The 14,785-nt window shown below is 35.9% G+C and carries 11 protein-coding genes and 5 tRNA genes; all 16 read right to left on the bottom strand.

All coding sequences use genetic code 11. The features are described from left to right. Positions 1 to 68: 68 nt before the first annotated feature. The 16 genes from rpsG to EBF09_RS03025 all read right to left on the bottom strand — a co-directional run bounded on the left by rpsG (position 69) and on the right by EBF09_RS03025 (position 14,699). The gene (gene rpsG, locus EBF09_RS03100; RefSeq protein WP_111229142.1) at positions 69 to 536 is read right to left on the bottom strand and encodes a 30S ribosomal protein S7; all 468 of its coding nucleotides are present in this window, start codon (positions 534 to 536) and stop codon (positions 69 to 71) included. A 12-nt stretch (positions 537 to 548) separates the two neighbouring features. Then, positions 549 to 935, bottom strand: a complete 387-nt coding sequence (gene rpsL / locus EBF09_RS03095; RefSeq protein ID WP_111229141.1) for a 30S ribosomal protein S12 — start codon at positions 933 to 935, stop codon at positions 549 to 551. A 95-nt stretch (positions 936 to 1,030) separates the two neighbouring features. Beyond that, positions 1,031 to 9,676, bottom strand: a complete 8,646-nt coding sequence (locus EBF09_RS03090; protein ID WP_121763695.1) for a DNA-directed RNA polymerase subunit beta/beta' — start codon at positions 9,674 to 9,676, stop codon at positions 1,031 to 1,033. A 66-nt stretch (positions 9,677 to 9,742) separates the two neighbouring features. Continuing rightward, complete coding sequence (gene rplL / locus EBF09_RS03085; RefSeq protein ID WP_121763681.1) at positions 9,743 to 10,117, bottom strand: 50S ribosomal protein L7/L12; 375 nt, start codon at positions 10,115 to 10,117, stop codon at positions 9,743 to 9,745. A gap of 30 nt (positions 10,118 to 10,147) precedes the next feature. Then, on the bottom strand, positions 10,148 to 10,630 hold the full coding sequence (gene rplJ, locus EBF09_RS03080) for a 50S ribosomal protein L10 (protein ID WP_121763680.1): 483 nt from the start codon (positions 10,628 to 10,630) through the stop codon (positions 10,148 to 10,150). Between the two features lie 91 nt (positions 10,631 to 10,721). Then, positions 10,722 to 11,426, bottom strand: coding sequence for a 50S ribosomal protein L1 (gene rplA, locus EBF09_RS03075; RefSeq protein WP_121763679.1), 705 nt, complete (start codon positions 11,424 to 11,426; stop codon positions 10,722 to 10,724). A gap of 22 nt (positions 11,427 to 11,448) precedes the next feature. Beyond that, positions 11,449 to 11,874, bottom strand: coding sequence for a 50S ribosomal protein L11 (gene rplK, locus EBF09_RS03070; RefSeq protein ID WP_121763678.1), 426 nt, complete (start codon positions 11,872 to 11,874; stop codon positions 11,449 to 11,451). Between the two features lie 25 nt (positions 11,875 to 11,899). Further along, positions 11,900 to 12,424 carry a transcription termination/antitermination protein NusG gene (gene nusG, locus EBF09_RS03065; protein ID WP_198672524.1) on the bottom strand — a complete coding sequence of 175 codons (525 nt, stop codon included), beginning with the start codon at positions 12,422 to 12,424 and terminating at the stop codon, positions 11,900 to 11,902. 20 nt (positions 12,425 to 12,444) lie between these two features. Next, the gene (gene secE / locus EBF09_RS03060) at positions 12,445 to 12,624 is read right to left on the bottom strand and encodes a preprotein translocase subunit SecE (protein WP_111229134.1); all 180 of its coding nucleotides are present in this window, start codon (positions 12,622 to 12,624) and stop codon (positions 12,445 to 12,447) included. Between the two features lie 30 nt (positions 12,625 to 12,654). Beyond that, positions 12,655 to 12,730 (bottom strand) — tRNA-Trp (locus EBF09_RS03055). 31 nt (positions 12,731 to 12,761) lie between these two features. Further along, positions 12,762 to 12,932: a 50S ribosomal protein L33 gene (gene rpmG, locus EBF09_RS03050; RefSeq protein WP_005021381.1), complete on the bottom strand. Its 171-nt coding sequence runs from the start codon at positions 12,930 to 12,932 to the stop codon at positions 12,762 to 12,764. Positions 12,933 to 12,940: 8 nt separating this feature from the next. Next, positions 12,941 to 14,143, bottom strand: a complete 1,203-nt coding sequence (tuf, locus tag EBF09_RS03045; protein ID WP_121763676.1) for an elongation factor Tu — start codon at positions 14,141 to 14,143, stop codon at positions 12,941 to 12,943. A gap of 112 nt (positions 14,144 to 14,255) precedes the next feature. After that, a tRNA-Thr gene (locus EBF09_RS03040) sits at positions 14,256 to 14,330 on the bottom strand. A gap of 86 nt (positions 14,331 to 14,416) precedes the next feature. Further along, positions 14,417 to 14,493 (bottom strand) — tRNA-Gly (locus EBF09_RS03035). Between the two features lie 12 nt (positions 14,494 to 14,505). Then, positions 14,506 to 14,590 (bottom strand) — tRNA-Tyr (locus EBF09_RS03030). 33 nt (positions 14,591 to 14,623) lie between these two features. Continuing rightward, positions 14,624 to 14,699, bottom strand: a tRNA-Thr gene (locus EBF09_RS03025). Positions 14,700 to 14,785: the final 86 nt, after the last annotated feature.

Genomic DNA, 14,785 nt, shown 5'->3' with positions numbered 1-14,785 from the left:
GAGATTTAAAAGAAATTGTAGAAAATGTAAAAGGGAAATAAATAGAATCCCTTTGATACATTATAAAATTACCAACGATAGTGTGCAAATGCTTTATTAGCTTCTGCCATTTTATGCACATCTTCTTTTTTCTTATATGCCGCACCTCTCTCATTTGCTGCATCAATAAGCTCATTTGCTAGCCTTTCAACCATTGTGCGCTCATTTCTTTTTCTAGCAGAATCTAAAAGCCATCTAATCGATAAAGACTGTTGTCTTGCAGGACGCACTTCCACAGGAACTTGATAAGTAGCACCACCTACGCGTCTGCTTCTAACTTCCACTAAAGGCTTAACTTTTTCCAGTGCTTTTTCAAAAGTTTCAATGCCTTTTTCTTTTGTTTTTTCTTCAATTTTATCAAATGTAGCATAAATGATTTTCTCAGCTACACTCTTTTTACCATCATACATCATTTTATTGATAAACTTTGTTACAACGATATTGTTATAAATTGGATCTCCTAATACTTCTCTTTGGGGAGCTTTTCTTCTTCTCATCTGTTACCTCACTTACTTTTTAGAATCGCCCTTGGCTTTTTTCGCACCATACTTACTGCGTGAAACAGTTCTTTTTGCTACACCTGCAGTATCTAGCGCACCACGGATAATATGATATTTAACACCCGGTAAGTCTTTTACCCTACCACCACGAATCAATACAATGGAGTGTTCTTGTAAGTTATGCCCTTCACCTGGGATATAACTAATTACTTCAAAACCACTTGTCAATCTAACCTTAGCAACCTTTCTTAACGCTGAGTTAGGTTTTTTAGGTGTTGTGGTATAAACACGCGTACAAACTCCTCTTCTTTGCGGACAAACCACCAAAGCAGGGGATTTTGATTTTTTAATAACTTTCTTTCGTTCTTTTCTAATCAACTGATTAATTGTTGGCACTTTTTGTTCCTTCCTAAATAATTTTAATAGAGAAAATGAAGCGGATTATATGGAAAATCCACTTTGATTCTGCTTAAATTAAGGTTTAACTAACCTTAATTCTCCTTGATTTTAACCTTTTTGCCTTTGTAGATTCCCGTTCCAACCGGTATCATACGACCTAAAACAATATTTTCTTTTAAGTCTTCTAAATGATCTGTTTTGGCTGCAATACTTGCTTCTGTTAGAACTTTTGTTGTTTCTTGGAAAGAAGCTGCAGAAATCACAGAATCACTTCCAATTGCAGCACGCGTAATACCGAGTAATACTGGCTCTGCAATCGCTGGCACTCCACCCATTCTAATAATTCTTGCATTCTCTTCTTTAAAGTGGCGTTTGCTTACTAAATCTCCTTCAATAAATTTAGTATTACCACTATCATAGATTTTAACTTGTCTTAACATTTGCGAAACGATAATCTCAATATGCTTATCAGCAATGCTAACACCTTGTCTTCTATACACTTGTTGCACTTCGCTTACAATGTATTTATAAAGCTCTTTTTCACCACCGATTCTTAGAATATCTTGACTTGCAATCACTCCATCTGTAATTGCCTCACCCGCATGCACGAATTCTCCCTCATGCACTAAAATCTGCTTAGATTTATCAATGGAATATTCTGCTACCCTACCATCATTTGCAGTAATCATAATGCGTTCTTTACCTCTAATGGCTTTTCCAAAGCTTACGATTCCATCTAGCTCTGCTAATACTGCAGGATCTTTTGGTTTTCTAGCTTCAAATAGCTCAGAAACTCTTGGAAGACCCCCTGTAATATCTTTTGATTTTGCAAGGGCTTTAGGAGTTTTTGCTAAAATATCAGCCATCTCCACTTTTGCACCATCATCTACAAAAATTGCAGTTTTTGGCTCTAACGCATAACGGATTAACCCGCCTTTATTTGTTGAGAGCACCAAAGTAGGTTTATAAGAGCTTGCAACATATTCATTCACCACAAGTCTTGTTTGTCCTGTTAGCTCATCAGTTTGTTCAGATACTGTAAGACCCGGGATAATATCTTCAAACTTAATCGTTCCTTGCTCTTCTGCAATGATTGGATTTGAATAAGGATCCCAATCAGCAATTACAATATGCTCATCGCTCATCGGTCTTGCAATAAGAGTATTTTTCTCTACTTTTTGATTATCTTCTACTTCAATAATAGAATCTCTTGCAATATAATGTCTTGCTGCTTCTTGATCATATTCATCAGCCACGACTGCAAATAGCCCTTTTTCAGTAACTTTAACACCTTTTTTCACATCATGGTAACGCTCTAAGTGATCTCCATTTAGATAGTAGTATTTTACAATACCCTCGCCCTTAGCATAGATTTTTTGTGTAATAGGTGCATTATCCTCTACTTTTAATTCACTTGCATAAGAAATACGATTAGGAATATTCCAGCTATCTTTAATAATATCTACAATACTTCCCTCATCTCTTACATAATGTCCGCTAGGATAAGGAATGTAGTATTTACCCTCAATTTTACCTGTTACACCTGCTAATTCATTAGGCTTAGCTACATCGCTCTTTCTTAAAGTAAATTTAGCAGTTTCTTTTTTACCTACTACTGAGATAATCACTTCATCATGCACTACATCTACTTTTAATTCTCCTTCAAATGGAGCTTTAATCTTTGGCTCAACAAGTAAAATTGCCGCATTTCTTCTATTAGAAATGATAGTTTTACCCTCTCTATTTTTATAAGTTTTTACATTATAATAGCGGATAAATCCTTCTTTATCAGCAATAACTTGTCTTTCTTCTTGGCTTCTACTTGCTGTTCCACCAATATGGAATGTCCTAAGTGTTAGCTGTGTTCCTGGCTCACCAATAGATTGTGCTGCCACAACCCCTACTGCCTCACCAATTTTAGAGATTCTAGCCTCTCCTAAGTTTAGTCCATAGCACTTAGCGCATACACCTTTTTCTGCTTTACAAGTTACAGGAGTTCTAATAATAACAGCTTTAACTCCTGCTTCTTTAACTTTTCTAGCTTTTTCTTCATCTACCATTGTGCCTTCAGCTATCAACACTTCATTAGTAATAGGATCAATTACATTTTCAGCCACAACGCGTCCAAAGATTCTCTCTTCTAATGGCTCAATAAGCTCACTACCCACTGTTATATCAGTGATTTCAATCCCCTCATTTGTTCCACAATCATCGGCTACAATCTTAACATTTTGGCTTACATCAATAAGCTTTCTTGTTAGATAACCCGCATTTGCAGTTTTAAGCGCTGTATCTGCTAGACCCTTTCTAGCACCATGCGTAGAGATGAAATACTCTAATACATTAAGCCCTTCTTTAAAGTTAGAAGTAATAGGTGTTTCAATAATTGTTCCATCTGGCTTTGCCATCAAACCTCTCATAGCTGAAAGCTGTCTAATCTGCCCTGCACTACCTCTAGCGCCTGAATCTGCCATCATATAAATAGAGTTAAATCCTGCTTTATCATTCTCAATAAGCTTCATCATCTCATTACCAAGAGTATTGCTCGTATCTGTCCAAACATCAATAATCTTATTGTATCTTTCTTGTTCGGTTAATAAACCTGCACCAAATTGTGATTGAATATCTTTTACCTTTTTCTTAGCGCTTTCAATAACCTTATTCTTGCTATCTGGCACAATAATATCTGATACCGAAATTGAAATACCCGCTTTTGTAGCATATTTAAAACCTAAATTTTTAAGATTATCTAAGAAGCTTGCTGTAATTCCAACGCCTCCTTCTTTATAAACATAATCAATTAAGGTAGCAATATCTTTTTTCTTTAAGACTTTATTCCATAAATTCATAGGAACAAAATCTGGCAAGATAGATTTCAAAATCATTCTTCCCACTGTTGTATTGATGATTCTTCCTTCTACAAATGCTCTAACTTTTGTGCTAATTTCTACAACACCCTCTTCAAGTGCAATATAAATTTGATCAATATTAGAGAAAAGCTTATGCTCACCCTTGCTCTCATCTTTTTCTAATGAAAGATAGTAAAGTCCTAAAACCATATCTTGGCTAGGCACTGTTACTGCCTTACCACTTGCTGGAAGCAAGATATTCATAGAACTTAGCATTAAAAGCTTACATTCTGTAATAGCCTCTTGTGAAAGAGGAACATGCACAGCCATTTGATCCCCATCAAAGTCCGCATTAAATGCAGCACAAACAAGAGGATGCAACTGGATAGCCTTTCCATCAATGAGTTTTGGATGGAATGCTTGAATGGATTGCTTATGCAATGTCGGTGCGCGGTTTAGCATTACTGGATAACCCGCAACTACTTCTTGCAAGCATTCCCAAACTTCATTGCTCTTTTGCTCTATCATTTTTTTAGCTTGTTTTAAAGTTGTGGCATACCCCTTCTCTTCTAATTTTGCCAAAATATGTGGCTTAAAGAGTTCTAATGCCATATTTTTAGGCAATCCACACTCATCCATTCTCAAATTTGGTCCTACAACAATAACACTTCTTCCTGAGAAATCCACCCTCTTACCAAGTAGGTTTTGACGGAATCTTCCCTGCTTCCCTTTAATAATTTCTGAAAGAGATTTAAGTGGGCGTTTATTTGCTCCCTTAACTGCATTTGCATTTCTTCCATTATCAAAGAGTGCATCCACAGCTTCTTGTAGCATTCTTTTTTCATTTCTTACAATAATCTCTGGTGCATCAAGCTCAATAAGGCGTTTTAATCTTTGGTTTCTATTAATTACTCTTCTATAAAGATCATTCACATCACTTACTGCAAACTTTCCACCATCTAAGGCCACAAGTGGTCTTAAATCAGGCGGAAGCACTGGTAAAACAGTTAGCATCATCCATTCTGGGCGGTTTTGTCCCCCTGAAACCACAAAGCTTTCTACAACTTTTAGACGCTTAATAATAGTCTTTTTCTTAGCTTCTGAATTTGTAGAGTTAATAATCTCTTTTAATTGTGAAATTAACTCCACTAAATCTAACTCTTCTAATAAATCTTTGATTGCTTCTCCACCCATTTGTGCTACAAAACCTGTATGCTCAAATCTTTGTGAAAGACTTTGGTATTGCTCTTCATTTAAAACATCAAATTTTGCAACAGGTTTAGTTCCCTCATTATCATAGAAAGCCTCTCCTGCTTCTTTTACAATATATGCTTCATAATAAAGCACTCTTTCTAAATCTTTCATTTTAACACCAAGTAGTGTTCCAATTCTGCTAGGAAGAGAATTTACATACCAAATATGCGCTACAGGCGTTACAAGCTCGATATGCCCCATTCTAGATCTTCTAACCTTAGAACTTGTTACCTCTACACCACATTTTTCACATACTACACCTTTGTAACGCATTTTTTTGTATTTACCACAAAGGCATTCATAATCTCTTACAGGTCCAAAGATTTTTGCGCAGAATAATCCGTCTCTTTCTGGCTTTAAAGTCCTATAATTAATTGTTTCTGGCTTTTTAACCTCTCCATTACTCCAACTTCTAATCTTTTCTGGACTAGCAAGCAAAAGCTGGAATGCATTAAAGTCACTTGGACGCTCATCTTCTTTGATAACAACTGGCTCTTCAACACCTTCTTCATTTTTAGCAAACACATTTACATCTAAGGCCAAGCTTTGCAATTCTTTTGTTAGAACATAGAAAGTTTCTGGGATTTCTGATTCTTTAACTTGCTCTCCTCTTGTAATTGCTTTATAAGCTTTCACACGCCCTTCAACATCATCTGACTTTATAGTAAGCATCTCTTTTAGTGTATGTGCAGCTCCATAAGCTTCTAGTGCCCATACTTCCATCTCACCAAATCTTTGCCCACCAAAGAGTGCTTTACCACCTACTGGCTGTTGCGTTACTAAGCTGTAAGGTCCTGTGCTTCTTGCATGCACTTTTTCATCTACAAGGTGGTGGAGCTTTAACATATACATATAGCCCACATTTACACGCTCCATCATTTTCTCGCCTGTGCGTCCATCATAAAGCTCTGTCTTACCATCAGAATCAATTTTTGCAAGTTTAAAGAGTTTAGCAAACTCCTCTTCATTTGCACTCTCAAATACAGGAGTAGCAAATTTAACACCCTTACTCCAATCTCTAGCATACACAAGCAGTTCTTCATCGCTAAGGCTCTCTAAAAATGCTTTTGCGCTCTTCATACCTGAAGTTTCTGCAATTTCTAGCATTCTACTTCTAAGCTCGCCCAACCATTTTTCCTTTTCTGCTTCAAAAACATCAGAAATCTGCTCGCCTAATTGCTTTCCAACTAAACCTAAATGCACTTCCAAAATCTGTCCGATATTCATACGGCTAGGAACACCTAATGGATTTAAAACAATTTCCACTGGGCGTCCATCTTTAGTATAAGGCATATCCACTTCAGGAACAATATTAGAAACAATACCCTTATTTCCATGGCGTCCTGCCATCTTATCCCCTACTTTTAGCTTACGCTTAGTAGCTACATAGATTTTTACAAGCTTAACAACACCACTTGGCAAAATATCGTCTTTTTCAATGATAGATAGCTTTTCTTCATGCTCTTGACTTAGACTTTTCTTTTGCTCTAAGAAATTAGCCTTTAGTGCATCATACTTACTTTGCACTTCTTTTGGATAGCTTTTCATTAAAGTTCCAAGTGCAAAACGATTAACTTTTTCTAATTCTTCTTTAGGAATTACACTTCCTTTTTTGTATTCTACATCTCCTATTTTTGCATCTGCAATTAATTTTTCTTTTGCTAAAATAGAACCGATTCTTAGGTTTTCTTCTCTATCTAACATCAAAAGCTTATCATGGTGTTCTAAATCTAATCTTGCTTTTTCTTCTTCATAAGCAGCTACTGCCCTTTTATCTTTATCGTATCCTTTTTTTGTAAAGATTTTTACATCTACAACTGTTCCCTCTAAGCTTGGCGGACAATAAAGAGATTTATTTACAACATGTCCTGCTTTCTCCCCAAAAATAGCTCTCAAAAGTCTTTCTTCTGGGGTTGGCTTCACTTCACCTTTTGGAGAAGCTTTACCCACCAAAATCATTCCACCGCTTACATAGGTTCCAATTCTTACAATACCACTCTCATCAAGATGTGCTAATTCCTCTTCACGGATATTTGGAATATCTCTTGTAATTTCCTCTACTCCATGTTTTAGCTCTCTTGCTTCAATTTCTTTCTCATAGATATGAATAGAAGTAAAGGCATCATTTCTAATAAGCTTCTCACTGACAACAATCGCATCTTCAAAATTATATCCATTCCATGGCATAAAGGCTACACGAATGTTTTTCCCTAAAGCTAATTCACCTTGATCCATATTAGGACCATCAGCAATCACTTCGCCCGTTTCTACTTTATCTCCTGCTTTTACAATAGGCTTTTGTGAAAAAGAGGTGTTTTGGTTAGTGCGTAAGTTTTTTTGTAAAGAGTAGTGATCAATAAATGCTCCACTCTCATCTTCACCTAAAATATAAATATTTTTTGCATCAACTTTTTCTACAATTCCACCTCTTTCTGCTTTAACAGCTTCCCAAGAATCCCTTGCAACGATCTTTTCTAAACCTGTTCCTACTACGGGTGCATCCGGACATAAAAGCGGCACTGCTTGACGTTGCATGTTAGAACCCATTAAGGCTCTGTTTGCATCATCTCTCTCTAAAAACGGAATAAGAGAAGCAGCAACACCTACAACCATTCTTGGACTAAGGTCAATCAAATCCACTTTAGAAGATTCCATAAGGATAATTTCGCCATCTTTTCTAACTTCAATCACTTCTTCTTTGATTGTGTTATCACTTGTCAAAATCGTGCTTGCAGGAGCTATTACTGCACCCTCTTCTTGAGTGGCTGTAAGATACACAATTTCATCGGTTACTTTTTTATTCACTACTTTTCTATAAGGAGCTTCAATAAAACCTAGCTCATTTACTTTCGCATAAGTTGAAAGCGTATTGATCAAACCAATATTTTGCCCTTCTGGAGTTTCAATAGGACAGATTCTTCCATAATGTGTTGGATGCACATCACGCACTTCAAACCCTGCTCTTTCTTTTACTAAACCACCCTCACCCAGTGCGGATAGTCTTCTTTTATGTGTTACTTCTGAAAGTGGGTTGGTTTGATCCATAAATTGTGAAAGTTGTCCGCCTGTGAAAAACTCTAAAATTGTTCCTGTAATCATTTTAGAATTTACTAGATCATGAGGCATAAGCTCTTCTAAACCGGTGCTAATAGTAGAAAGCTTATCACGGATTGCTTTTTGCATTTTTACAAGCCCCGTATGAAGCTCATTTGCCAAAAGTTCTCCAATGGCTCTAATTCTTCTATTTCCTAAATGATCTCTATCATCAATCGTTCCTTGCCCATTTTTTACATGGATTAAATATTGCACAGTTTTAATGATGTCTTCATGGGTTAAAACCGTTACATAATGTGGAACATTAATATCAAGCTTATGATTCATCTTCATACGCCCAACACGCGTTAAATCATATCTTTCAGGATCAAAGAAAAGCTGTTGCACAAACTGCTTAGCAGCCTCTTTAGTAACTGGCTCACCTGGACGCATTACTTTATAGATACGAATAGTTGCTAAGTCATTTTCATCATCAATTTTTTCTGTTTGTTTTAGAAGTTTTAAAGATTCTGCATCTGCGATAAAAGCATTGATAATAGAAGCATCTAAACCACTTGCCAAATCGTTTGCAATGGTAAATTCAGAAATTCCAAGTTCTGCTAACTTTTTAAGCTTACCATCTTCTAAAAGAGTAAGTGTGTCAAAAAGCACTTCTCCACTTTTTTCATCTACAATTGGTTCTGCTAAATAACGACTTGTAAGAATTTCTTCAGGATATTCAATGAGGTTAATTTTTTCTTCTTTGAGAGCCTTTGCTTTCTTAGCTGTTAGACGCTTACCTGCTGCTACAAGCAGATTCCCTTTGGCATCTTTTAAGTCAAATTCTACACGCCCAATAAACTCTTCTGGATCAAAAGGAATATAATATTTACCGCCTTTAGATTTAATATTTACAAGAGGGTAGAACATTTTTAAAATATCTTGCTTAGAATATCCTAAAGCTCTAAAAAGAATAGTTACAGGAACTTTTCTTCTTTTATTTACCCTTACAAATAGTGTATCTTTAGCATCGTATTCAAAATAAAGCCAAGAACCACGATCCGGGATAATTTGTCCCGTATAAACAAGCTTGTTTGAAGTGGTAGCAGATTCTTCTTCTTTAAAGATAACCCCAGGACTTCTATGAAGCTGATTTACAACAACTCTTTCAACTCCATTAATAATAAAACTTGTTCTATCTGTCATCAAAGGAATCTCACGCACAAAAATGCTTTGCTCTTTAATATCCTTAACGCCTAACTTTTCTCCAGTCTTTTCATCTCTCTCCCAAAGCACTAAACGGATTTTAATTTTTAAAGGGATTGAATAAGTTAAACCTCTCTCCATAGCCTCTCTAACGGTATATCGCGGTTTGCCATACTCACAACCTGCATACTCTAGGCTAATTCTATTTTGAACATCATGAATAGGAAAAATAGATTTAAAAACTTTCTCAATTCCTGAATCACCCTCATTATCTGCTCTTAAAAAAGTTTCATAACTGCTTCTTTGCAATTGCAACAAATTTGGAACTGCGATATTTTGAGGAATCTTAGTAAAATCAACTCTTAATCTATTTCCGGATTTTAAACTTACTGGCATATCTTTTACCTCTATAATTGTAGAATTTTGGAAGAAAAATGAAAAAGAGGGCAATGCCCTCTTAAATTATTTAATATCGACTTTAGCACCTGCTTCTTCAAATTTTGCTTTAATTGCATCTGCGTCTTCTTTCTTAACGCCCTCTTTAACAGTAAATGGAGTTTGCTCAACTGCATCTTTTGCTTCTTTTAATCCAAGTCCTGTTACTTCTCTTACTACTTTAATAACATTGATTTTCTTATCTCCGCTATCTGTAAGAATAATATCAAATTCTGTTTTTTCTTCAGCAGCTGCTCCACCACCTGCAGCAACAGCTCCTGCAACTACTGTTGGAGCAGCAGAAACGCCAAATTTCTCTTCAAAAGCTTTTACAAGCTCTGAAAGTTCCATAACTGAAAGATTGCCAATATATTCTAAAACCTCTTCTTTTGTGATTGCCATATCAAATCTCCTAAAATAATTTAATTTGTCTTACGCTTCTTCTTTTTGTTTGCGCAAATTATCCAACCCTGTAACAAAGTAACGAGCAGGGGCAGTCCAAACGGACAACAACATTCCAATAAGCTCTTCTTTTGAAGGAAGTTTAGAAACCGCATCAATATGCTTAGCATCAACAATTTCACCTTCAAAATAACCTGTCTTAATCACAAGTTTTCCGCCAACTGATTGAGAAAATTTACAAATTGTTTTTGCTAAAGAAATTTGATCTTCACCCCAAACAAAAATGTTGTTTTCTTTAAACTCTAAGCCTTCAATTCCAGAATTTTTCAATGCAATTGATGCGAGTGTATTTTTAATAACTTGCACTTTAGAATCGCTATTTCTTGCATTTGCTCTTAGGCTTTCAAGCTCTTTAACGCTTAAACCTTTATAATCACATACTGCAATAGCTTTAGCATTCTTAAATTCTGCACTTAAAGCTTCAATCAAAGCTGTTTTTTGTTGTTTAGTCATTTTAACCTCCTTTCAGACGAAAGACTTATATAGGGTAGATTTTAAGCTTAAGCCCCCATAGTCATTAGTCTAAGATAAAAACAAGAATAAATTATTTCATATCAATTAACTCTTGAGTATCCAAAGTTAATGAAGGACTCATAGTTAATGATAGTGTAGCATTTTTAATATATTTTCCTTTTGCACTTGCTGGTTTTTGCTTATTGATATTTTTAACAAGGGCAATGATATTTTCCTCTAGCTTTTTAGCATCAAAGCTTGCTTTACCAACTGGAGCATGGATAATACCCTTTTTATCTACACGATAATTTACTTGACCACTTTTTGCATTGCTTACGGCTTTTGTAATATCCATAGTAACAGTGCCTGTTTTTGGGTTTGGCATTAAACCTTTAGGGCCTAAAATTCTACCTACTTTACCCACTAGCGCCATCATATCTGGAGTTGCAATCACCATATCAAAATTCAAATCACCTGCTTTAATTTGATCTGCTAAATCATCATCTCCTACAACATCTGCACCTGCTGCTTTTGCTTCATCTGCTTTCACACCTTTTGCAAAAACCGCAACACGAACGCTTTTACCTGTTCCATTAGGCAATACAACAGCTCCACGAATCATCTGATCAGCATGTCTTGGATCTACTCCTAAACTTAATGCCACCTCAACTGTTTCATCAAACTTAGCAGATGCTAGAGATTTTACAGTTGCAGAAGCGGTTGTAATATCGTATATTTTTTTGCAATCTACTTTATTTAATAGATTTTGCATTCTTTTTGTTAATTTTTTTGCCATATTTATACTCCAACGCGTCTTTTTAATCTACAACTTCAATGCCCATACTGCGAGCACTTCCTTCAACAATTTTCATTGCTGCTTCTTCAGAATTTGCATTCAAATCATCCATCTTTGTTTTAACAATCTCCAAAATTTGAGCTTTTGTAAGCTTACCTACTTTATTTTTTAGAGGATTATCAGAACCTTTTTGAATACCTGCTGCTTTTTTAATCAAATCTGTAACAGGTGGCTTTTTAGTAATAAATGTAAAGCTCTTATCTTGATAAACTGTAATAATTACAGGAATATTAAAATTCCCCATATCTTTTGTTTTTTCATTAAAAGCTTTACAAAATTCCATAATATTTACACCACGCTGACCTAATGCTGGACCTACGGGTGGAGATGGATTTGCTTTTCCTGCAGGGATTTGGAGCTTAAGTTCGCCAATTATTTTCTTTGCCATAACTTATCCTTGTTTTTATTAGTTGTTAAACTATTTTTTCCACTTGTGAATAAAGTATTTCAATAGGTGTGCTTCGACCAAAAATAGACACATTTAGCTTTAGCTTTCTATGCTCCATATCATATTCTTCAACCGTTCCTGTAAAGTTTGCAAAAGGACCTTCTATAATCCTTACAACTTCTCCTGCTTCAAAAATAATCTTTGGTTTAGGAGCTGCACGATTTTGAACTTTTTCAATGATATGATTAATATCCGCTTCACTTAAAGGCGTTGGTTTTTTTGCTTCACCAATAAAGCGACTAACTTTTGGTAAAGATTGAATGGTATGCCACAATTGCGTATCAAGATCTACTTTGATAAAAACATAACCAGGATATAGACTTCTTTCACTAATCTTTTTTTTGTTGTTCTTTACTTCAATAATATCTTCAGTAGGCACAACAATGTCCGTAAGTCTTTCTTGCAAATGATGTTCTTTTACAAGATTTTCAATACCTCGCTTTACAGCTTGCTCACTACCAAAATATGTTTGAATCGCATACCAATACAAAGCCATAGACAAATCCTATTTTATAAAATGTTTGAAACAAAACTTCCAAGAATAAAACCAACCAATGCTAAAAATAGAGCTACAACCGTTACAACCACAACAACTGAAATAAAAGCATTTCTTACTTGTTCTTTTGTAGGGAAGATTACTTTTGATAGTTCTTCTTTGGATAATCTATAATAAGTGATTAGTTTTTTCATAACTTTATTTGTCTCTCTTTATTCCAAAAATGGCAGGCCAGGAGGGACTCGAACCCCCAACACTCGGTTTTGGAGACCGACGCTCTACCATTGGAGCTACTGACCTATATAATGAAAGCCAAAAGAGATAAACTCTTTTAGCTCTTAAGTTTCACTTCTTTGTGAATTGTATGTTTATTTAACCTTGGGCAGAACTTTTTTAGCTCCAGTTTCTCTGTTTGGGTTTTAGCATTTTTTACAGTACTGTAATTAATGTCACCGCATTCAGAACATTTGAGTCCAATTTTTACACGATTACCTTTTGCCATAACTTAGCCTATTCAATAATCTTTGTAACAACACCCGCACCAACAGTTCTACCACCTTCACGGATAGCAAAGCGTGTTCCCTCTTCTAGCGCGATTGGGTTGATTAACTCAACTGTGATTTTAATATTATCACCTGGCATAACCATTTCTGTACCTTCTGGTAATTGGATTGAACCTGTAATATCTGTTGTTCTTACATAGAATTGTGGTCTATAACCATTAAAGAATGGAGTATGTCTTCCACCTTCCTCTTTTGATAGAACATAGATTTCACCTTCAAATTTTTTATGTGGAGTGATTGAGCCTGGCTTACATAATACCATACCTCTTTCTACTTCTTCTTTCTTTGTTCCTCTTAAAAGAACCCCAACATTATCACCTGCTTCACCTTGATCAAGCTCTTTTCTAAACATCTCAACACCTGTTACAGTTGTTTTTTGAGTGTCTTTGATACCTACGATCTCGATCTCATCACCTACTTTTACGATACCTCTTTCAATTCTTCCTGTAACAACAGTTCCACGACCTGCGATTGAGAAAACATCTTCAATAGGCATCAAGAAAGTTTTATCTGTTTCACGCACTGGAGTTGGGATATACTCATCTACCGCATCCATTAGCTTCATGATTTTATCACTCCACTCACCTAGATTACCTGCTTTAGCTTCTTCCAATGCTTTTAAAGCTGAACCTGCAACGATTGGAGTATCATCACCTGGGAAATCATAGCTGGATAGAAGTTCTCTAATTTCCATTTCTACTAACTCTAAAAGTTCTGCATCATCTACCATATCTTGCTTATTCATAAAAACAACGATATAGGGAACACCTACTTGGCGTGATAATAGAATATGCTCTCTTGTTTGAGGCATAGGACCATCTGCTGCAGAAACTACTAGAATCGCTCCATCCATTTGAGCAGCACCTGTAATCATATTTTTAACATAGTCAGCGTGTCCAGGACAATCTACATGTGCGTAGTGTCTTTTCTCTGTTTCATACTCAATGTGTGAAGTTGCAATTGTAATACCGCGCTCTTTCTCTTCAGGAGCATTATCGATATTATCATAATCTTTCAATTCTGCTAAACCCTTTTGTGATAGAACAGCAGAAATTGCAGCACTTAAAGTTGTCTTACCATGGTCAACATGCCCAATTGTACCAACATTTACGTGAGGTTTATTTCCTCTGTTAAATTTTTCCTTAGCCATAAGCTTCTCCTAAAATTTTAAGTTAAATAGCCGTTATACTACACTATTTTTACCAATTTTAAAATTAAGAATCGTAACATTTTCTACAATTCCATCGCAACTTTTGAAAAACTGGAGCCCATAAGCGGGATTGAACCGCCGGCCTCTTCCTTACCAAGGAAGTGCTCTGCCACTGAGCTATATGGGCAAAAATCACATTTTTAACAATAAATTTAATAGTGTTAGGCTGATTGAAATAAATAAACTTTATGTAGAATCAGCTCCCAGTATATATGGAGCGGGAAACGGGGCTCGAACCCGCGACCCTCAGCTTGGAAGGCTGATGCTCTAGCCAACTGAGCTACTCCCGCAATGGCTATTAATGGTGGTGAGACGTGGATTCGAACCACGGAAGGTAGAACCAGCAGATTTACAGTCTGCCCTCGTTGGCCACTTGAGTATCTCACCCCAATTATTTAAACTGGTCAAACACTGAAAAAATGGAGCTGGTAAAGGGACTCGAACCCCCGGCCTGCTGCTTACAAGGCAGCTGCTCTACCAACTGAGCTACACCAGCATTTTTAAAAATGAAGTGTGATTTTAGCAAAACTTTTAGCATAAGTCAATACTTTTTTAAAAAATACTATATAATTTACACTTTTA

Origin of the sequence: Helicobacter burdigaliensis (assembly GCF_003670295.1) — a bacterium.
Taxonomy (GTDB): domain Bacteria; phylum Campylobacterota; class Campylobacteria; order Campylobacterales; family Helicobacteraceae; genus Helicobacter_D; species Helicobacter_D burdigaliensis.
Note: the sequence above shows the minus strand (reverse complement) of the source record. Positions and strands in the feature narration are given on the sequence as shown.